We start from the raw sequence: 22,221 nt of genomic DNA, 5'->3' as shown, positions 1-22,221 counted from the left end.
TAGCTGCACGGCGTGTGATCGCTGTGTGGCGGCTGGTCGCCGTCGGCCTCCGGTTCATCCGAATAATGTGCGTTTTGCTTCGAAAGCCTGTGCTTCCGGAGGCGGGGACGCTTGTCTTGAATAGGTCAGGGACGCCCGATGTTGGATACTCCGTTCGATCACCATACCGATCACTCCTTCGAAGAACGCCATGCTCAGCATGTTGCCGAGATACTCCATGAATCCGGGCCGGAAGGCCGCGTGCGCCCGGTCGAGGAACAGCCGGCTGCCTCCCCGCGTCGCCGCCGCATCTGGCTGGGCCTGATGCTGCTGGGCGCACTCGGCGGCGCGTGGTGGCTGCTCGACAGCGCGCCTGCGACCCAGGCTGCCGTCGCCCCGCCAGCGGTGACGGTTGCGCTGCCGTTGCAGAAGGAAGTCACCGAGTGGGACGAATTCGTCGGCCGGTTCGAAGCCAGCCGCAGCGTTGAGGTCCGTCCGCAGGTTTCGGGGCAGATTACGCGCATTCATTTCACCGATGGCCAGTTCGTCCAGCAGGGCGCGCCGCTCTTCACTATCGATTCGCGCCCCTATCGCGCCGCGCTTGCCGAGGCTCAGGCCGAGGTCGCCCGCGCCGACAGCGCATTGGCGCTGGCGCGCGACAATCTGGCGCGGGCGCAGCGCCTGGTCAGCGACGATGCCATCGCCCCCACCGAGATCGACCGTTTGCAGGCCGAGGTCCGCAACAATGCCGCCATGCTGGCTGCAGCACAGGCGCGGGTGTCCTCGCGTTCGCTTGATGTCGGCTTCACGACCGTGCGTGCACCGATCTCGGGGCGGATCTCCGACCGCCGGATCGACGCGGGCAATCTCGTCTCGGGCGGCGGCGGCAGCGCGGCAACGCTGCTCACCACGATCAACGCGGTCGACCCGGTCTATTTCGAGTTCACCGGCTCGGAAGCGCTGTTCCTGAAGGCACGCCGCGAAGGGCTCGACGAGGGCACGCCGGTCGAAATCCGCCTGCAGGACGAGGCCGACTACCGCTGGCACGGCACGCTCGACTTCACCGACAACGGGCTCGACAGCCAGTCGGGCACGATCCGCGCCCGCGCCGTGGTCCGCAACGGCGAAGGCTTCCTTGCACCGGGCCTGTTCGGACGGATGCGGCTGGCCACCGGCGCTAGGCACGAGGCGCTGTTGGTGCCCGACACCGCCATTGCCACCGACCAGACGCGCAAGTTGCTGATGGTGGTGGAGAAGGACGGAACCGTTGCTGCGCGCGCGGTCGAACTGGGGCCGCTGGTGGGGCAGTTGCGGGTGATTAGCGGGGGCCTCAAGCCTTCGGACCGGGTCATCATCGAAGGGCTCCAGATGGCGATGCCGGGGCAGCAGGTCTCCGTCCAGACCGGCCGTATCGCGCCGCCCGCAGCGGCCGATGACGCGGCGCGGGAAGGGCCTTCCCTGCCGCCTGCCGCCTCCGCCAGTCTGGCCCGCTAAGCCGCGCGCACGGCTGGCCTCGGCCCCGATACACGCCCCAATTCACGCCCGGAGTGCGTCCATGACACTTTCCCGTTTCTTCATCGATCGGCCGATCTTTGCCAGCGTCCTTGCGGTGCTGGTCACGCTGGTCGGCGCGATTTCCTACTTCTTCCTGCCGATCAGCCAGTACCCGGACATCGTCCCGCCGACTGTCACCGTCACCGCAAGCTATCCCGGCGCCTCGGCCGAGACGGTGGCCGACACCGTCGCCAATCCGATCGAGCAGGAGATCAACGGCGTCGATGGCATGCTTTACCAATCGAGCGAGTCCACCGGTGACGGGCGGATGACGATCACCGTCACCTTCGCCCAGGGGACCGACCTCGACGAGGCGCAGGTGCTGGTGCAGAACCGCGTGGCGATTGCCGAAGCGCGCCTGCCCGAAGAGGTGCGGCGGCTCGGCATCGTTACCCGCAAGACCACGCCCGACTTCCTGATGGTGGTCAATCTGATCTCGCCCGATGCTTCGCTCGACCGCGAATATATCTCGAACTATGCCCAGACCCGGATCAAGGACCGGATCGCGCGGCTTGAAGGGGTGGGCGATGTGCAGCTGTTCGGCCAGCGCGAACTGGCGATGCGGGTGTGGATCGATCCGGGCCGCGCGGCTGCGCTGGGCCTGACGGGCGGCGACATCGTCGGCGCGCTGCGGGCGCAGAACGTGCAGGTTGCTGCCGGCACACTCGGCCAGCAGCCGAGCCCCGATTCTGCTTTCCAGCTCAATGTCGAGACGCAGGGGCGCTTCACCAGCCCTGAGCAGTTCGGCGAGGTGGTGATCCGTACCGACGAACAGGGACGCCAGATCCGCGTCAGCGACGTGGCGCGGGTGGAGATCGGCGCGGCCGACTATGCGACCTCGTCCTATCTCAACGACACCGATTCGGTGATCCTGCCGATTTATCAGAAGCCCGGCTCCAACGCGCTTGATGCGGCGGAGGGCGTGAAGGCGGTGATGGCGGAGCTGTCGGCGGATTTTCCGCAGGGCCTCGAATACCGCATCGTTTACAACCCGACCGAATTTATCGCCAAGAGTATCGACGCCGTGCTGCACACGCTGCTGGAAGCGGTGGTGCTGGTGGTGCTGGTGATCGTCGTGTTCCTGCAGAAGGCGCGCGCTTCGATCATTCCGGTCCTCGCTATCCCGATCTCGCTGGTCGGCACCTTTGCTGTGCTGGCAATGCTCGGTTATTCGCTCAACAACCTGTCGCTGTTCGGGCTGGTTCTGGCCATTGGTATCGTCGTCGACGACGCCATCGTCGTGGTCGAGAATGTCGAGCGTAACCTTGAGGCTGGCCTCAGCCCGCTCGAAGCCGCGCGGCGTTCGATGGACGAGGTGGGCACGGCGCTGATCGCCATCGTGCTCGTGCTCTGCGCGGTGTTCGTGCCGACGCTGTTCATGGGCGGCCTTTCCGGCGAGTTCTACAAGCAGTTCGCGGTCACCATCTCGGCGGCGACCATCATCTCGCTGTTCGTGTCGCTCACCCTGTCGCCGGCGCTGTCGGCGCTGCTGCTCAAGCCTCACCAGCACCTGCCTGAAGATGCGCCGCGCTGGCGCAAGGCGATCGATCGCGCGGGCGAGAAGTTCAATACAGGCTTCGAGCGCTTCAGCGAAAGCTATGCGCGCCTGACCGGGCGGCTGGTTGCGATGCCGCGGCGGATGATGCTCGCCTACGGTGTGCTGATCGGGCTAACCGGCCTCACGCTGGCCGCCACGCCGACCGGCTTCATCCCGCAGCAGGACCAGGGCTATTTCGTCTCGGTCATCCAGCTGCCTCCGGGCTCGTCCACCACGCGGACCGACGCGGTGATGAAGAAGGTTGCCGAACGGGTGCTGCCCATCGAGGGCGTCAGGGGCGGGATCATGCTGTCGGGCTTCGACGGCACGACCCAGACCCAGTCCGCCAGCTCTGCCGCCGCTTACTGGGTGCTCGATGACTTCGAGGAGCGTCAGGGCAATGGCCGTTCGGTCGACGAACTGATCGCCAGGGCGCAGGCGGCCACCGCCGACATCACCGAGGCGCGGCTGATGCTGGTGAAGCCTCCGGTCATTCAGGGCATCGGCTCGGCAGGCGGTTTCCGCATGATGCTGAAGGACAATTCGGGCGCGGGTTATCGCAAGCTGCAGGAGGTGGCCTATGCCGTGATCGCGGAGGCCAACCAGCAGGAAGGGCTGGCCGGGGTCTACACCTTCTTCGACACCGGCACGCCGCGCGTGAAGGCCGATATCGACCGCGACAAGGCGCAGCTGCTCGGCGTCGCCCCGAGCGACATTTTCGATACGCTCTCGGTCTATCTCGGCAGCGCCTTCATCAACGACTTCAACCTGCTGGGGCGGACCTACCGTGTCACCGCGCAGGCCGATGCGGGCTACCGCGACGATGTCAGCGATATCGGCAACCTCTATACCCGCTCGAACAGCGGGGCGATGGTTCCGCTTGGCTCGCTGGCGACCGTAACCGACACCACCGGCCCCTACCGCGTCAGCCGCTACAACCTTGCGCCTGCCGTGGCCATCGACGGTGACACCGCGCCGACCAGCTCGACCGGCCAGTCGCTGGTGACGATGGAGAAGGTCGCGTCCGAAACGGTGCCGCAGGGCTATTCGACCGAATGGACCGACATCGCCTTCCAGCAGGCGAACACCGGCAACACTGCGATTTATGTCTTTGGCCTCGCGGTGCTGCTCGTCTTCCTGGTGCTGGCGGCGCAGTACGAGAGCCTGATCATGCCGCTGGCGATCATCCTGATCGTGCCGATGTGCCTGCTGGCGGCGATGATCGGGGTGAACGTGATGGGGATGGACAACAATGTCCTGACCCAGATCGGCCTTGTCGTGCTGATCGCGCTGTCGGCGAAGAACGCGATCCTGATCGTCGAGTTTGCCCGGCAGGGTGAGGCATTGCACGGGTTGTCGCCGATCGATGCCGCCATCGAGGCCGCGCGCACCCGCCTGCGCCCGATCCTGATGACCAGCTTTGCCTTCATCCTCGGCTCCGTGCCACTGGTGATCGCGAGCGGAGCGGGGGCCGAGCTGCGGCAGGCGCTGGGTACGGCGGTGTGCTTCGGCATGCTCGGCGTGACCGGGTTCGGGCTCGTCTTCACGCCGACTTTCTACGTTGTCTGCCGCGCGCTTGGCGACCGGCTTGCATCGCTGCGCGGCCCCCGCCGTGCTCGCGGCGCAGCGCCCGCCGTGCAGCCGGCCGAATAGGAGCATCGCTCATGACCTTCCGCAATCTCCTCGTTTCCGCCGTTTCCGCGCTGGCCCTGGCGGCCTGCGCGGCGGGGCCGGACCGCATCGCCTTAACCCCTACCCCCGATGTGGAAACCGGCCCCTTTCTTTCCGCCGAGGCCGAGGTCGTCAGCCCGGCGCCGCTGCCCGAGAACTGGTGGCAGCTCTATCGCGATCCGGTGCTTGACGGACTGGTCGCCGATGCTCTGGCCGCGAATACCGACATCCGCCAGTCGGTCGCCCGGATCGCGCGGGCGCGGGCTGCCTTGCGCGGGGCGCAGTCGGACCGGCTGCCGCAAGTGGGGCTGAACGCCTCAGGCGGATATGGCCGCACCGCGGAGGCCCAGACCCCGCCGGGGCAGGACCGCGACGGCGGCCAGTTCTCGATTGGCGCCGAGGTTGCCTACGAGGTCGACCTGTTCGGCCGGGTGAGCAGCGGGGTGGCGGCAGCGCGCGGCGATGTCGCGGCGGCGCGGGCCGATGCGGAAGGGGTGCGGGTGATGGTGGTGGCCGATACCACCCGCGCCTATGCCGATGCCGCCAGCGCTGCTGCACGGCTGCGGGTGGCGCAATCTATCGTCGATCTGCTCGAGGACAGCTTGCGGCTGACGCGGGTGCGGCATCAGGCCGGCTATACCGACGGGCTGGCCGTGGCGCGGATCGAGAGCCTGCTTAAGCAGCGCGCCGCCACCATTCCCGCCATCGAGGCGCAGCGCCGCGCGGCGCTGTTCGCACTCGCCACGCTGACGGGCCGTGCGCCTGCTGCGCTACCCTCGGGGATTGGTGATCGCAACGTGCCGCTGGAGATTACCGTGCCGCTACCCGTGGGCGACGGAACGCAGCTTCTCGCCCGCCGCCCCGACGTGCGCGCGGCCGAGCAGCGGGCGCTGGCCGATGGTGCCCGGATCGGTGTCGCCCGCGCCGATCTCTACCCGCGCATCACGCTGGGCGGATCGGTCGGATCGCGCGCGGCCAATGTGGGGGACCTGTTCACCGGCGGTCCGCTGAATTTCCTGCTCGGCCCGCTGATCGACTGGGCCTTTCCCAATCGCGAGCCGGTCCACGCCCGCATCGACGCTGCCGAGGCCGATGCCGCCGGATCGCTGGCCGCCTTCGATGGTACGGTGCTCAATGCCCTGCAAGAGGCAGAGACGGCCCTGTCGGGCTATGCGCGTTCGCTCGAACGGCGGCGCATTCTGGTCGAGGCCGTTGAGGCCGCCGAGCATGCCGCGCGTATCGTACGGGCGCAGAATCGCGAGGGGCTGATCAATTCGCTGGAGACGCTCGATGCCGAACGCACGCTTGCCGAGGCGCGGGCCGACCTGGCCGATCAGGATGCGGATGTCTCGCGCCAGCAGATCGCGGTGTTCCGCGCGCTGGGCGGCGGGTGGTCAGGCGCTGCGGAGAGCACCGATGAACTCGGATAGTGACCCATGGTGGTATGTTCATCGCGATGCCCTTGCCGCTGGCGGCCTGGGGTTCTTCGTGACCTCGTTGTTGTTGGTCTGGTCGTTGCTGGGCGGAGCAGCGTAAACGCGACGACAGCCGGTTGGCGCGGCGATCCTGCGGCCAACCGGCTTTGGCCTGCTTATTCGGCCTCTTCTTCGTCTTCATCCACCTGCACGCGCAGCCAAGGCTGATCGATCTCGCTCAGGGCCCGGATCTCGTCGGGCCGGACATCGCGGTTCATGGGCTGGAGAATTCCCTTCACCACGTTGGCGACCTGGAGGAAGGTCGTCGTCTGTTCGACTTCGGTCGGCAGGTCGGTGCGGGGGGCGCTGTCCTGAACGGTCAGGGTTCCCTCACCGCCGATCGTGCCGCCGGTCTGCTCCAGCCGGTCGAGGGAAAGTTGCTCGCCGATTGCGAGTTCGCCCGACACAAGGGTGAGGCCGCTATCGGTGGCGCTGAAGACCGTATCCGTATCCAGCGTGCCGATGAGCGTGTCGAGTGCGACCGGATCGGTTTCTGCGTCACTAATGGCTGCGGCGGTGTCGAAGGTGACCATGACCCCGGCGGGCAGGATCACATTGGCGACGTTGGCGAGATCGGGGATCGCGCGTCCGGCCCAGTTGGCGGGGTCAAACCAGTTCACCCCGTCGCCTGCGCCGGTCCAGGCGACGCTATCGAGCCGCGTGATATCCGAGCTGGCGCTGCCGCCGCGCGAGCCAACCGTGTAGTTGGCCGCATCGGCGCCGGTCAGGGCGATCTCGCTTACGGTCACAGCCTTGTTCGTGCCGACGTTCTTGTCGGCATAGCTGGCCGTGACGGCGAAGCGCAGGTCATCGCCGGCGAAGCGATTGTCGCCCTCGACCACGGCGTTGGCATCAGTATTGCCATCATAGACCTTGCCGATCCCTGCCAGCACGACATCGAGCGCAAAGGGCGTGATGTCGGCAAGGCCGGTGGGCGCGCCGGCCGCGATGACATAGTTGCCTGCATCGGCCCCCGCGAGCGAGCCCTCGATGCTGAGCGACACGGTCTTGTCCGTTCCGACATTCTTGTCGGCGAAGCTGCCCGTGGCATCGACAATGTCGAGTTCGACGTTGTCGCTGGCGAGAACGCCCGACAGCGTGAGGCCGGTGGTGTCGATGGCAACAGCTGTCGTTGCATCATAGACCTTGTCGCGGGCGGTGAAGCTGCCTGCAACGGTCAGCGTGGCAGGCGTGATGCTGGCGGTGACCGGGCTTGGCTGGACGATGGCATAGTTGCCCGCATCGCCCCCCGCGAGGGTGTAGCCGGTCGCGGTGACAAGCTTGTCGCTGCCGACATTGCGGGTATCGAACAGCCCTTCGGCATCGGTCGCTACCAGCGCGACGTCGTCGGAGCCGAGGCCGGTCACTGTGCCACCGCCGAGCTGGGCAGTGCGGGTGGCGTCGTAGACCTTGTCGAACGCGCTGATGCCGGTGACGACAAGCTGCGCGGGTGTGATCGTGCCGATAGCGCCGGTGATGTTGGCCGAGGCCAGCACATAGTTGCCGCTATCGGTGCCGGAGATGGACAGCCCGGAGACGCTGACGGTCTTGCCGGTGCCGACGTTCTTGGTGTCGAACACGCCTGCTGCGGGATTGTTCAGCGTTACCGTGTCGCCGGCAAAGACGCCGCTCAGGCCGTAGTTGGCTGCTGCCAGTGTGGCATTGCGACTGGCATCATAGACCTTTGCTGCCGTTCCGGTCAGCGAGGCGGTTATGGTCGCCTGCGAAATGCTGGCGGTGAGGCCGGTGGGCTGGACGATGGTGTAGTTGCCCGCATCGGCACCGGTGAGGGTATAGCCGGTGGCAGTCACGGTCTTGTTCGTGCCGACGTGCCGGGTGTCGAACAATCCAGCCGCGCCGGTGGACACCAGCGTCACATTGTCGGTGCCGAGTGCGGCCACGGAGCCACCGCTGAGGGCGGCGCTGCGCGTCGCATCGTAGACCTTGCTGGCGACCACCACATCGGTCACGGCAAGCGATGCCCGCGTGATCGTTCCGATGTTGCCGGTGATGCTGCCCGAAGCCAGCACATAGTTGCCGGCATCCGTGCCCGCAATTGCGAGCCCGGAGACGCTGATGGTCTTGCCGGTGCCGACATCCTTGCTGTCGTAGGTGCCCTCGGCAGGATTGTTGAGCGCCACCGTGTCGCCTGCAAAGACGCCGCTCAGGCTGTAATTGCCTGCTGCCAGTGCGGCACCACGGTTGGCATCATAGACCTTCGATGCGGTGCCGGTCAGCGAGGCGGTGATGGTCGCCTGCGAAATGCTGGCGGTGAGGCCGGTGGGCTGGACGATGGTGTAATTGCCAGCATCGGCGCCGGTGAGCGTATAGCCGGTGGCGGTCACGGTCTTCCCATTGCCGACATGGCGGCTGTCGAACAGGCCCGCCGCGCCGGTGGACACCAGCGTGACCGCGTCGGTGCCGAGCTGCGTTACCGTCCCGCCACTCAACGTGGCAGAGCGGGTGGCATCGTAGACCTTGTTTGCAGCGGTCACCCCGGTGACGAGGAGCTGGGCCGGTGTGATGCTGGCAGTGAGGCCAGTCGGTTGCACGATGGTGTAGTTGCCCGCATCGGCACCCGTGAGGCTATAGCCGGTGGCCGCAACCACCTTGTTGGCGCCGGCATGGCGGCTATCGAACAGGCCCGCAGCGCCGGTGGTGACCAGCGACACGCTGTCGGTGCCGAACGCCGTCACCGTGCCGCCGCTGAGTGTGGCGGTGCGGGTGGCGTCGTAGACCTTGTTGGCCGCCGTGACCGAGGTCACGGCAAGCTGCGCGCGCGTGATCGTACCGATGTTGCCGGAGATGCTGTTCGATGCCAGCACATAGTTGCCCCCGTGCGTGCCGCCCAGTGCCAGGCCCGTCACGCTGACGGTCTTGCCGGTGCCGACATCCTTGCTGTCATATGTTGCGGCAGCGGGGTTGTTGAGCGTTACCGTGTCGCCGGCAAAGACGCCGCTCAGGCCGTAGTTGCCTGCGGCCAGCGCGGCGCCACGGTTGGCATCGTAGACCTTCGATGCCGTACCGGTCAGCGAGGCGGTGATGGTGGCCTGCGAAATGCTGGCGGTGAGGCCGGTGGGCTGGACGATGGTGTAGTTACCCGCATCGGCGCCGGTGAGGGCATAGCCGGTGGCAGCAACTGCCTTGTCGGTGCCGACATGGCGGGTATCGAACTCGCCTACCGCATCGGTGGTGACCAGCGTTACCGTATCGGCGCCAAGGGCAGCCACGGTGCCGCCGCTCAAGGCGGCGTTGCGCGTGGCGTTATAGGCCCTGCTGGCAACGGATACGCCGGTCACACTGAGCTGTGCGGGTGTGATGCTGGCGGTGAGGCCAGTGGGCTGGACGATAGCGTAGTTGCCCGCATCGGCGCCCGTCAGCGTGTAGCCGGTGACCGCAACCGCCTTGTTCGCACCGGCATGGCGAGTGTCGAACAGGCCCGCCGCGCCGCTGCTGACAAGCGTGACGAGGTCGGTGCCCAGCGCTGTCACGGTGCCGCCGCTCAGCGCAGCGGTACGGGAGGCATCGTAGACCTTGTCTGCGGCGGTTATCCCGGTCACGGTCAGCTGGGCGCGGGTGATATTGGCGGAGAGGCCGGTAGGCTGGACGATGGCATAGTTGTGGGCATCGTTGCCGCTGAGCGTATAGCCGGTGGCGGTCACGGCCTTGTTGGTCCCGACAGTCCGGCTGTCGAACAGACCCACCGCGCCGCTGCTGACGAGCGTGACCAGATCTGTGCCGAGCGCGGATACCGAACCACCGCTGAGCGTGGCATTGCGGGTCGTGTCATAGACCTTGTTCGCGGCGTTTACGCCGGTCACCGCAAGCTGGGCCTGGGTGATGCTGGCGGTAAGGTCGGTCGGGAGGACGATGGAGTAGTTGCCTGCATCGACACCCGCGAGTGTGTAACCCGTCGCAGTCACCGCCTTGTCGGAGCCGACATCCTTGGTGGCAAACAGGGCGGAGGCATTGTCGATCACAAGCGAGACATCGTCGGCATCGAAGCCCGCCACCGCGCCGCCGCTGAGGGTGGCATTGCGGGTGGTATCATAGACCCTGCTGGCCACGGTCACACCGGTTACGTTGATCGGCGCCGGAGTAATGCTGGCGGTGAGGCTGGTGGGCTGGACGACGGTGTAGTTGGCAGCGTCTGCACCGGTGAGGGCATAGCCGGTGACGGTGATCGCCTTGCCAATGCCGACGTGGCGCGAGTTGAACAGACCTGCAGCATCGCTTCTGACCAGCGAGACCGTGTCGGACCCAAGTGCCGTCACCTCACCGCCGCTGAGCGTGGCGCTGCGGGTCGCGTCGTAGACCTTGTTTGCCGCAGTTACCCCGGTCACCGTGAGCTGGGCGCGGGTGATGTTGGCGGTGAGCCCGGTGGGCTGGACGATGGCATAGTTGTGGGCATCGTTGCCGGTGAGCGTATAGCCGGTGGCGACCACCGATTTGTTGGCGCCGGCCAGGCGGGTATCGAACAGCCCTGCCGCACCGGTGGTGACGAGCGTGACGACGTCGGTACCGAGCGCGGATATCGAGCCGCCGCTGAGCGTGGCGCTGCGGGTGGTGTCGTAGACCTTGTTTGCCGCAGTTACCCCGGTCACGGCGAGCTGTGCGGGTGTGATGCTGGCGGTGAGGCCAATGGGCTGGACGATGGTGTAGTTACCCGCATCGGCGCCGCTAAGGGCATAGTCGATGGCGGTCACCGCCTTGTCGACACCCACATCCTTGCTGTTGAAAAGGGCTGACGCATTGTCGATCACGAGCGCCACATCATCGGCATCGAACCCGGTGACCTTGCCGCCGCTAAGCGTGGCATTGCGGGTCGTATCGTAGACCCTGCTGGCGACTTCCACGCCGGTCACCGTAAGCTGCGCGCGCGTGATGTCGGCGACAAGGCCGGTGGGTTGGATGATGGCGTAGTTCGCCGCATCGGTGCCTGTGAGCGTATAGCCCGTGGCGGTTACTGCCTTGCCGGTGCCGACGTCCTTGGTCGCAAACGCGCCGGTCGCGCCGGTGGTCACCAGCGACACCGTATCGGTGCCGAGCGCTGCTACCGTGCCGCCGCTCAGAGTGGCGGTAAGGGTGGCGTCGTAAACCTTGCTGGCGGCGGTCACGCCGGTCACCGCGAGCTGGGCTTGCGCAATGCTGGCGGTGAGGCCGGTGGGCTGGACGATGGTGTAATTATCGGCATCGGTGCCGGTCAGCGTGTAGCCGGTGGCCGTGACCGTCTTGTCGGTGCCGACGTTCCTGGTGTCGAACAGGCCCGTGGCGCCAGCGCTGACCAGCGTGACGAGGTCGGTGCCGAGAGCGGATACCGCGCCGCCATTGAGCGTGGCAGTGCGGGTGGCGTCATAGGTCCTGTTGGCGGCGGTCACGCCGGTGACCGCGAGCAGGGCACGGGTGATGTCGGCGCTTAGCCCCGTAGGCTGGACCAGCGCATAATTGGCGGCATCTGTGCCGGTGAGCGTATAGCCGGTGGCGGTCACTGCCTTGCCGGTGCCGACATCCTTGGTCGCAAACGCGCCGGTCGCGCCGGTGGTCACCAGCGACACCGTATCGGTGCCGAGCGCGGTCACCGTGCCGCCGCTCAGCGTGGCGGTGAGCGTGGCGTCGTAGACCTTGTTGGCAGCGGTCACGTCGGTCACGGCGAGCTGTGCGGGTGTGATGCTGGCGGTGAGGCCGGTGGGCTGAACGATGGTGTAGTTGCCCGCATCGGTGCCGGTCAGCGTGTAGCCGGTAGCCGTGACCGTCTTGTCGGTGCCGACGTTTTTGGTGTCGAACAGGCCGACGGCCTCGGTGTTCACCAGCGTTATGGCGTCAGTGCCCAGAGCCGCAACCGCACCGCCGCTGAGCGTGGCGTTGCGGGTGGTGTCGTAGATTTTGTTGGCGACGATCACGTCGGTCACGGCGAGCGATGCGCGCGTGATGTCGGCGGTCAGGCCGATGGGCTGGACGATGGCATAGTTGTCAGCATCGGTGCCTGTGAGCGTATATCCTGTAGCGGTCACCGCCTTACCGGTGCCGACGTCCTTGCTCGCAAACGCGCCGGTTGCGCCGGTGGTCACCAGCGACACCAGATCGGTGCCGAGCGCTGCCACCGTCCCGCCGCTCAACGAGGCGGTGAGCGTGGCGTCGTAGACCTTGTTGGCGGCGGTCACGTTGGTGACCGCGAGCTGGGCTTGGGTGATCGCGCCGATGTCACCGGTGATGCTGGTCGCAGCCAGCTGGTAGTTGCCCGCATCGGTGTCGGCCAGAGTGAGGCCAGAGACAGTGATGGTCTTGCCAGTGCCGACGTTTTTGGTGTCGAAGCTGCCCGCCGTGGGGTTGTTGAGGGTGACGATGTCGTCGCTCAGGATTCCGCTGACGGAGTAGTTGCCTGCGGCCAGCGCGGCATCGGTCGAGGCGTCGTAGGTTCGGGTTACAGCGCCGGTCAGCGAGGCGGTGAGGGTTGCCTTGGTGATCTCGCCGATGGTGCCGGTGATGGTATCGGCGGCCAGCTGGTAGTTGCCGGCATCGGCGCCCGAGATCGCCAGCCCTGTGACGCTGATGGTCTTGCCGGTGCCGACGTTCTTGGTGTCGTAGGTGCCGGTGGTGGGATTGTTGAGCGTGACGGTGTCGCCACTGACGATCCCGGCGAGGTCATAGTTCTTCGCCGCCAGCGTGGCATCGGTGGTGGCGTCGTAGGTCCTGGTCACTGCGTCCGTCAGCGAGGCGGTGAGGGTCGCCTGCGTGATAGTTCCCACATTGCCGGTGATCGAACTCGAGGCCAGCTGGTAGTTGCCCGCATCGGTGCCCGAGATCGACAAGCCGGATACGCTGACGGCCTTGTCGCTGCCGACATCCTTGGTGTTGTAGGTGCCGCTGCTCGGGTTGTTGAGCGAGACAATGTCGCCATTGGCGATGCCGGAGAGGCTGTAGTTTCCGGCTGCCAGCGTGGCATTGCGGTTGGCGTTGTAGACCTTCTCCACGGTCCCGGCCAGCGAGGCCGTGATGGTGGCCCTGGTGATCGTGATCGAGCCGCTGCCGCCGGACAGCGTGTAGTTGCTGTTCGAAAGCGAGAGGCCGGACAGGCTGCTGAGGGAACGCGTGCCGATGTTTTTGCTGGACACCGCGTTGCCCGCCGAACCGCTCACGGTCACCGTATCGCCGCTCACGAGATTGGTCACTGACAGCGATTGGCCGCGCACGGTCCTTGTGCCGTCGTAGACCTGGCTGCCTGTGAGCGTGACCGCGCGCGGAACGACCGCCACACGGCCGTAGTTCCGGTAAGTGACACTCTGGCCATTGAACGTGCTGGGCCCCGTTCCCGAGATGACATGAGTGCCGACATTAGCCTTGGTGGCATAGCCCGGAGAGTTGGTTGTCACGGTGAACACGCCAGGCATATCGGCGAGCACATAGGCCGAATTGGCGCCGGGATTGGTGCCGAGCGAACTGCCGTAAATCTTGTAGGTCGAAGAACTGGTCGAAGATGGAAGACTGGTGCCGTAGGTCTTGTCCGGGGCATCAAAGGTCTCGACGTAATAGCCGCCGCTCGAGTCCGGCAATGTCGAGAATGCGAAGCGCTTGCCGGTGATGCTCTTGCTGCTCAGTTCGCTGATCAGAGTCGAGTAGGTGCTCTGGTTCCAGACTGCGTCATTCCCGCTCACAAGGTTGCCGAAAGTGGTGTTGTTGGGGCTGGTGCTGTAGACGATCCAGCGTCCCGCGGCTGACAGCGCCGAAGAGCTGGCGTTGTAGTAAAAACTCCCGGAATTCTCGGTCGATAACCTGATATCGCCCGTTGACGTGTAGAACGTTGCACCACTGTTTATGGCAATGCCGCCCCGGGCGCGTACGATAATATCGTCTCTTGCTTGTTGCTGGTACCCGCTGAACGAGACTTTTCCGGTATAGCCGCTGTACGAAGAACCGGCTGTATTAAAGCCGCTGTAGATATTGATCGAGCCGTACTGGGCATAAAGCCGGTCGTTGAGAATGGAATCACCAGAGGCTCCGGTGGCACCGAATACGTTTATATCGCCTCCGCTTGCCGTGTTGGTGAGGCGAGAGTTCACGTAAAACCCGCCTCTTTCAATCCAGTTGATCGAATCGCTGGCTGACCAGCTTGCCGCGCCCGTCATTGTGATTGCGCCGGTTTGCGTGCCGCCAAGCGTGATCTTGGTATAGCCGTAAGATGGGTTGATCGTGTTGGGAGAGAGGTAAATGCCCGACAGATATGAACCGTTGTCGGAGATAGTGACATATCTGCCGGTCGTTCTGATATCGACCTGTGAACGAAGATCGAGCAATCCGCTGGGTGCCGTACCCTCGATAGTGATTCGCCCGGCTGAGACGTTGCTGCCGTCATAACCAATTCTGACCTGACCCACCGATCCATAGTATCGCGTAAGGTCGATGGCTTGCATGCTGGAGGCGGAAGTTATTCCATTAAGTGTTATATCCCCTGCTGCGTAGAGGATAAGATTTGTTGTTCCGTCTCTCCAGGTTGATATGCCTATACCATTATTGGATATTCCTGTGATATTTAAATAGCCGCTGGCGGAAATATTGACGTTTCTATAAAAACGAACGCCCTCATTGACCTCTGTTCCGTAAGCTCTGGATTTCCCGTAAATGGTTATATTGCGGCCTTTGATGGTTGCATTTTCGATCGGCAGAGCGACGTCATAGCTGCGCGGGCTTTGGACGTAGCCATAATATCCGTAAATCGCGATGTCGCCTGTGCCGGCATCGACGGTTCCGCGGATATCAGTGCCGCGCACCCAACTGGGGTCTTGCTCTGGTCCGGCGCCGACTGAGCTATTGGCGATAATAATGTCGCCGCCGCGCGAATATACTCCGTTGCTGGTATTGTCTGCGTTTACGATTACGTTTGCGCGGTAGCCCGTCGTTGATCCGTATAGATCATTTCCGGCTCTCATATTGATATCACCACCATAGGTACTTATATTTGATCTTATTAAAATGGTGCCGATTGCGTTTTGTGCTGCATATAAATAAATCCCTCCATTTCCGCTGTTAGATATAGATTCATATGTGATTATATGGCGTCCGGCTATCAATGTCAGGCTGTATGAGCTGTTCCATGAAATGGGATATTTTACATTTATATCATAATCGCCGCTTCCAGTTTTTATAGTAACATTGTTTCTGTTAAGAGAGTATTCTATATTGACTACCGGTATTGCGGAATCTGTGCTTGGTTCGTAGTTGGATGTGTAAGAGTAAAACTGTGTGCCGGATGTCGAGCCGTTGACAATGGTGACATCCCCCGGGTCGAGCAGCCAGGTGCCGGCCGCGCCTGCAGGTGCGCCTGCATCGACCGTGCCCACCATGTTGAGAACGTCCTTGCTCGACGTTTCGACAAAGCCGCCATCGCCGCCAGCGTTGCCGCCAGTCGCCAGGATCGTGCCCCAGGCATTGGTGTACTTGTTCGACCACAGGATCACCCGACCGCCCTTGCCATTGCCGGTGGCCGAGGCGTTGATGATCGCATCGGGCGCCATCAGGTTGAAATCGGCGTTGCTTTCCGGGCCTTGCCCCAGATAGTTGCCGCCCATCAGTACCTCGCCGCCGCCGGTGAGGCCGGTGGCGTCGATGCGGGCCTTGTCCAGCAGCGCGACCGTCTCGCCCAGCAGCTTGACCGTGCCGCCCCTGGCCGCATCGCTCGACACGTCGAGCAGGCCTTCGCCGGAGGTCTCGATCCGGCCCGGCCCGGTCAGCAGGATGGTGCCGCCATCGCGTGTGGCGCTGGCCGCGCTCACCAGCCCCGAAACGTTGACCGAATTGCGCACCACATCGCGCGCCGCAGCCGCCGTCAGCAGCACCCGGCCGCCTTCGGCGATGATCTGGCCGCTGTTCTCGACCAGCGCCTGCACGCTGTCGCCCGCGATGTCGGCGCTGATCTCGTCGCCCGGTGCAAATTTGATCAGCCCGTCCCCATAGAGATCGAGAGAGAAGCCGGTGCCCGCGCCCAGCGCCACGCGGCCCATCCGCGCCATGATTACGCCGTCGTTGCGGACATGCGGAGCCACGAAGGCCGCGAGCCCGGCGTCCTTCACCGAGATGCTGCCGTTGACGACAATATCGGCCATCGTCGGTTCGGCGGAATCGAAGCGCAGCGTGTTGCCACCTGCCATGAAGGCATCGTCGTCGATATCGGCGGTGGAGGCGACGAGCCCGGCCGCATCCACGCGCGCATTCTGCCCGAAGGCAATGCCATTGCGGTTGATGAGCACGACCTGACCGTTCGCCGTCAGCGAGCCCATGAGCTGCGATGGGTTCTGCCCGGTGATCCGGTTGACCGCGACCGAACGTGCGCCCGGTTGCAGGAAGGTCACCGCCTCGTCGGAGCCGATCGAGAAGTCGTCCCAGTTGATCACCGCGCGATCGGAGTGCTGGTCGATGGTGACCGCCTTGGTGCCCTCGCCGAAGATGGAGGCCTCGCCGCGTATCACCTGCCCGTTTTGCGGATTGGCGAGTGCCGCAGGAGCCACCAGGACGGTGACCAGAGCCGAGAGGCTGGCGCCGGCGTGGAGGGCGATCTTTTTGCGGGTGCGGTTGTTCGACATGATGACCTCGATATCGGTATATCTTTGCCTTGGGCTCGCGTTTTTCTTATTGAATAGACAAAGAACTGACATTCCGTGTTTCAATAGACAGGTTTTCGATCTGTCTGTTTCGATACAAATATTCGTCCTGAGGTGATAAATTTTATAATCAGGATTTAAGAATAAGGATTGATACTTATTTTTACATAATATTATAAAATGGGTTAGAAAATTTAAAGCGAGACCAAGGGGTTGTCGGCTAAGTTTAATGACGTAGTTCTATGGCCACAGGCTTGTGGGGGGCTTTGTCGATCGGCCAAATGCTTGGCCTTCTGCGCGCTTCGCGCCGGGCCGCTCAGGCGGCGGCGCGTGCGATCTGCTGCACGCGAAGGCCATCGCCCTCGGCGTTCAGAAAAGCTGACTGGTGCGGGAATGGGCGCGATCTGGCACCCACAGGGGCGCGCGAGGGCGCGCCGTGTTGGGGAAGGGTGTGCGGGCGGGCCTTCGGGTCCGCAGCCGCTACCGGCTTAGCCGCGTTTGCCGAACAGCTTGCTCAAACGGCCGCGCTTGGCGGGCTTAGCCGCCGCAACCGGTTCGCCAAGGTAGGTGTTCGGCTTTGGCGACTGGTCCTCAATCGAGACGAGATTGCGCAGGGCCAGTTGCCCCAGCGTCTCGTCCGAGAAGGCGGGGGTATAGTAGATGCAGTCGTCGAAGAAGTAATGCGTGACCTGCGACCAGCGGGTGAGCTTCGGGTCGGTCTGGCGGCTGCCGCCGTGCAGGAGGTTGGCGCACCAGATGAGCGCCTGACCTTTGCGGGCGAGGAAAGGCTCTTCCACCTTATCATACGTTTCGCACATGGCTGCCCATGCCTCGGCATAGGGCGCCTGGGCCGAGTGCGATACGCTGCCATAGCCGCGGCGGCCGATCATCGCGTTCGAGACGATCGGCCAGCGATGCGATCCGCGCACGTAGAACAGCGGGCCGGCTGTAGCGGAAATATCCTCCATCGCCAGCCAGACGCCGCACATGAAACGCTCGGGCAGGCTGGAGAAATGCACCGAATCGGCATGAGCGGACTGCTGCGTTCCGACCGGGAAGTTGAGCGTCTGGAACGGAAAGGCACGGCGGCCATACAGCTTGGATAGCAGATCGAGCATCGCCGGATTGGAGGCGATGGCATGGACATCCTTGTCGGTCTTCCATGCGTCCTGAATCCTGCGCTCGCCTTTCGTCTTGTCCGCCGCCGGGTCGTCGAGCGGAATGTCGAATCCGGGGCCGAGGTTGCGCTTGATCCGCTCGATCCTGGCGTCGATTTCAGGGTCAGGGAAGTCGAGCACGGCGAAACCATCGGTGTTCAGCTGGCGGGCGATCTGCTTTTCATGCTCGGTGAAGCCGGACAGCTCCTCGCTGTCGAATATCGGGGACTCGATCAGCGGCACACCGGGAAAGATGGTTGCGGTCCTGGCTGCGGAAAGCCCTGCTGTATCTGACACGCGATAATTACCTTTGTTCTTGCTGCCACGGTTGGGCGGGCGCTGGCCCGCTCCTACTTGAGCACTTCCTGGCGAAGTATCCGCAACAGCCACGTCAACGGCTCGTGGTGCACGACCGGGATGCCGCCTGAGCGGGGCCAGAAGGCACCGGTGTGGCCATGGACATGATGCCCGGTCAGCGGGCGACCGAGCTCTTCGAACCGGTCGAGAACGGGGGGAATGGGGTTGGATGGGTTGGGCTCGTTGATGATCTCGCCATCCACGAACATGTCTGCCACGCACTCATGGCTGAAGAGGCTGGCCCGCGGTTCGAGACGGTCGGCCACAACCATCAGATCCTTGGCCGAGACTTCCAGGTCAACGTCCATCCACAGACACATGAGCTGCGGCGGGCGATAATCACGGAAGGTGTCTGCGTAGAACCCTTTGTGGCAGGTGACCTGCTCGACTACGCCCAGGCGTCGGATATTCTCGGTTACTTCTTCCAGGCTACCAGCATAGTCACCTGCCGTATAACCGCTGTGCTTGGCTTCGGGCAGACCTTCGAACGAATCGAAAATGTGCATCTTCAGCCCGAGCTGCTGGCAGGCAAAGCTGAGCATCGAGGAACTGAAGCCCTTGAAGCAGCCGAACTCGGCAAAGTCACCTTCCACGCCATAGGACTTGAGTACGTAGAGCTGGTGAGCGATCGCGGTGATCTCGCCGACCGAGTTGGGCTTGCCGTGGAAGTCTGCCGAACCGGCGCGCGCTCGCGGATTGGGCGTAGGGAAGAAGCGGTCGACGAAGACAAAGTGTGCGGCGATTGCGCTGAGATAGCGGATATAGTCGGCAATTGCGGGCGTTTCGCGCAGCGCCGGAACAAGGAGAATATCGCGCAGGGCGGCAATGAATTGCCGCTGCCCGGACGGCGAGAGAAGGTCGTCCACGGCTGCTGGCTGGAAAGCTGCGACAACGTCTATCACCGGGGCGGGGAATGGCCCGACGATGCCTGTTTTCGGAGCGGAGGCCAGTTTTGCGATAAGCCCGGCGCCAGCGAGGCTGGCGGTTCCGAGCCACACTCTCGGTGCCCACGATGCGTCCGGTCGTGCGGTGATCTTGGCATCGACCACCCGATCATCCGGGATCGCGTTTAGCGGGACTTCGATAGTAAAGCCGCTGTGACGGGCGCGCTTGTATTCTGGCAGAGCGCGTTCGACATCGGGACGCTCGACTCCGGGCTTGGCCGAAGCGACGGACTTGCCATCGATCCAGGCTTCGATGACTACGTCCTTTTCGCCACGCGCGACTGCCCAGCCGGAAAAGCGATTGAGCGCATTGGTATCGAGAGTGCCCCTTGTGCCAGCCATTCGATTGAGGTGCTTAACCAATCGCTTCGGTCGCTTCATCCGCATTCTTCCCGGCAGCTGGCATCTCGTCAGCGACAAGGATGCAGATTTGTAGATCAACCTGTCTCGCGGCGCAGGAGATCTTGCAGGCTTCAGAATAACTCCCGACCAGATAGGTCGCAACCAATAATCGGAGAAAACAGTTGGCAACAGCAATTATGGCAATTTCAGCTTTATCTTAGGCAGGTTCGGGCTTGCGTTTGCTTGCTTCGATGGCGGACATTTCTGACCCGTATCCATTGATCGCTACCCTGCGAAGCTCGCCTTCGTGGCGATGACGGGTGATGGATGTCGCGCTGCGTCTCATCGCGGGGTCATTCGCTTATGCCGACTGCGTGCCAGCCCAGGTAGAGCGCCTTTCGTCCGCGGGCGTTGGTGCAGGCCAGAGAATGCAGCATACGCATGCCGTTCTCGCGCATCCCCTCGCGATCCGCCTATCGCCGAGGGAGGCCAGTTCCGGCGGCCCAAACGCGCGGGCAGACCGGATATGCTGTGCCGGCGCGATTATCCTGGCCACGATGCGAGAAACAACGGACCGGTGCCAATCGGACCGTGCCGCTGTTCCTCGCCCGAAGGTGCCTTCGGTCAGTGCCTGTGTTGCGGTCGATCGCCACCGAGGCATGGCCGCGCTGGCGACGGCAGCGATCAGGAGCCAGCGCTGGCGGCAGCGCGCACAAGCGCCGCCTCGGCCCAGGTGACGGGCACGGGCTTGTCGTCAGCCTCGCTTCTCCGCACCACCAGTTCGACCAGCTTTGCGCCGCCGAGATCGGCGGCGAGCGGAGCGGGTGCCATGCCTGCCCCCAGCCAGTCGCTCCGGGCGAGCAATGCCCCATCGCCATAGAGTTCGAACCGGACCGGACCTGCCGTTCCCGTGGCGGAATCGTCGATGCCGACCAGTGCCGAGAAACGATCGAAGCCCTCGGCGCGCAGTTCCAGCCGTGAGCCGGAGAGTACGCCGATCCCGGTCTCGAAAGGCTGCCCCGCGATGCGCAGGCCCTCGCCGTAAGGGGCGCTGTCGGCACGGGCGCCGCCCCAGCCGGTGTAGCGCGGACGCTCGCCGATCGAGCGGGTGTTCTGCCAGGGGGTGATCGCGCGGTGGATCTGCGGGTCGAACTGCGGAACCTCCACGCCGTCGCGCGCGACATGGATGCGGCCGGGCATTTCCGAGAGGTACAGCCCCTCCTCCAGCTCGCGGCGACCGTCGGCGATGAACACCAGCGTTTCGTGCGGAGCGAGCGTGAACTCCGCTTCGCCCGTGAAGGTGCTTTGCTTGTCGGTCCACAGGTTGCGCAGCGCAATCGGCGTATCGGCCACCAGCTTGAGCTGCGCGGCGGTCAGCGTGACCGCTTTCGGGGTGCCGGTGCGGTTGAACAGCGCGACCGCCTTGCTCCCGTCGGACAGCAGCTTGACCAGCGTCTGCACCTCGTCGGTATCGTAGGCGAGTACGGCCTGATTGCCCGCCGCGTCCTGATTGATCGCGACCAGACCGGGGTGGCCAAGCAGCGCGAGCTGCTCCTCGTTGGCCTGCCGCAGGTCGAACCCGATGATAAGCGGGGCGGACAGCATCGCCCACAGCGCCATGTGCGAGCGTGCCTCGGTCATGTGTTCGGCATCGAAATCGCCGGTGCCGACGAACAGCATGTCGGGATCGTTCCAGTTGCCGGGCTGGGCATAGAGCGCACGGCGCGCGGCGCTGTCGAAATTGTGCAGCAGGCGGCCCCAGTACGGGGCGATGTCCTCGCTGGTGCGCGAGAGGTTGCCGTAGCTGCCGAACCACGAGCGCACGTCAGCCGCGCCCCAGATGCACAGCGAGTAGGTGAAGTCGCCATCGGGGTTATGTCGCAGGAGTGCCTCACCCACCTCGGCGAACAGCGACTTCACCGCCGGCACGTCGGTCCGCGCGATGGAATCGAAGTCGATCAGCGGGTCCAGCGCGCGGTAGGTGCCGTTCTGCACGTTGGGATTGTCGGCGCCCATGCCGCGAATGCCGCAGCCGTCGACCTTGATGTAGTCGAAGCCCCAGTCGCCGAAATAGAGCGCTATGTCCTGATCGACATGGCCATAAAGGCCCACCTCGCGCTCGGCGACGCTGCCCTGGGGGTTGTTGGGATTGCCATGGCCGAAGGTCTGTCCGCACGAATTGCGCCCGATGTCGGAATAGATCCCGGCCTTGAGGCCCATCGCGTGCAGTCGGTCGGTCAGCGGACGGAAGCTGGTGGTGCCATCGGCGAGCGCGGCCGAGGGAAACTTGTCGGCCCGGATCACCATGCGCCCGTCAGCCGTATCGCGCTTGAGCCACCAGCCATCGTCGATATTGATCGAGCGGTAGCCCGCCTGCGCCAGCCCGCTGTCGACGATCACCTGCGCGCTGGCGAGCACCTTCTCCTCGTCGACTTCGTGGTAAAAGGCGTTCCAGCTGTTCCAGCCCATCGGCGGCAGTTCGGCGTTGCCGCCTTCGTAGGCGGTCCAGCGCCCGGTCGGGGCGAGTTCATCGGCCTGCGCCATTGCCGGCGCACCGATGGTTGCCAGCGCCAAAATCGCGCTGGTGCTGGCATGCCGTATTCTCCGTTGCAT

General features: G+C 64.2%; 7 protein-coding genes. 3 read left to right on the top strand and 4 right to left on the bottom strand.

The window, feature by feature from the left end; genetic code table 11:
* Positions 1–138 precede the first annotated feature (138 nt).
* The 3 genes from D2V17_RS17885 (at position 139) to D2V17_RS17875 (ending at position 6,171) form a co-directional block, all read left to right on the top strand.
* Positions 139–1,473, top strand: a complete 1,335-nt coding sequence (locus tag D2V17_RS17885) for an efflux RND transporter periplasmic adaptor subunit (protein ID WP_245978795.1) — start codon at positions 139–141, stop codon at positions 1,471–1,473.
* 61 nt (positions 1,474–1,534) lie between these two features.
* Positions 1,535–4,723, top strand: a complete 3,189-nt coding sequence (locus D2V17_RS17880) for an efflux RND transporter permease subunit (RefSeq protein WP_119594486.1) — start codon at positions 1,535–1,537, stop codon at positions 4,721–4,723.
* Positions 4,724–4,734: 11 nt separating this feature from the next.
* Complete coding sequence (locus tag D2V17_RS17875) at positions 4,735–6,171, top strand: efflux transporter outer membrane subunit (protein ID WP_119594484.1); 1,437 nt, start codon at positions 4,735–4,737, stop codon at positions 6,169–6,171.
* Positions 6,172–6,332: 161 nt separating this feature from the next.
* Here the strand turns inward: D2V17_RS17875 and D2V17_RS17870 are convergent, their stop codons facing one another.
* The 4 genes from D2V17_RS17870 to D2V17_RS17855 all read right to left on the bottom strand — a co-directional run bounded on the left by D2V17_RS17870 (position 6,333) and on the right by D2V17_RS17855 (position 22,221).
* Positions 6,333–16,790 (bottom strand): YDG domain-containing protein, encoded by a 10,458-nt coding sequence (locus D2V17_RS17870; protein WP_191229279.1) that lies wholly within the window; start codon positions 16,788–16,790, stop codon positions 6,333–6,335.
* Positions 16,791–17,296: 506 nt separating this feature from the next.
* A complete protein-coding gene (locus D2V17_RS17865) occupies positions 17,297–18,262 on the bottom strand; it encodes a phytanoyl-CoA dioxygenase family protein (protein ID WP_245978794.1) in 966 nt (321 codons plus the stop codon).
* 53 nt (positions 18,263–18,315) lie between these two features.
* Positions 18,316–19,608 (bottom strand): TylF/MycF/NovP-related O-methyltransferase, encoded by a 1,293-nt coding sequence (locus tag D2V17_RS17860; protein WP_191229278.1) that lies wholly within the window; start codon positions 19,606–19,608, stop codon positions 18,316–18,318.
* 684 nt (positions 19,609–20,292) lie between these two features.
* Positions 20,293–22,221: an NPCBM/NEW2 domain-containing protein gene (locus tag D2V17_RS17855; RefSeq protein WP_119594478.1), complete on the bottom strand. Its 1,929-nt coding sequence runs from the start codon at positions 22,219–22,221 to the stop codon at positions 20,293–20,295.

The organism is Aurantiacibacter xanthus, assembly GCF_003584015.1.
Taxonomy (GTDB): Bacteria; Pseudomonadota; Alphaproteobacteria; order Sphingomonadales; family Sphingomonadaceae; genus Alteraurantiacibacter; species Alteraurantiacibacter xanthus.
This window is presented reverse-complemented; position numbering and strand designations above follow the sequence as displayed.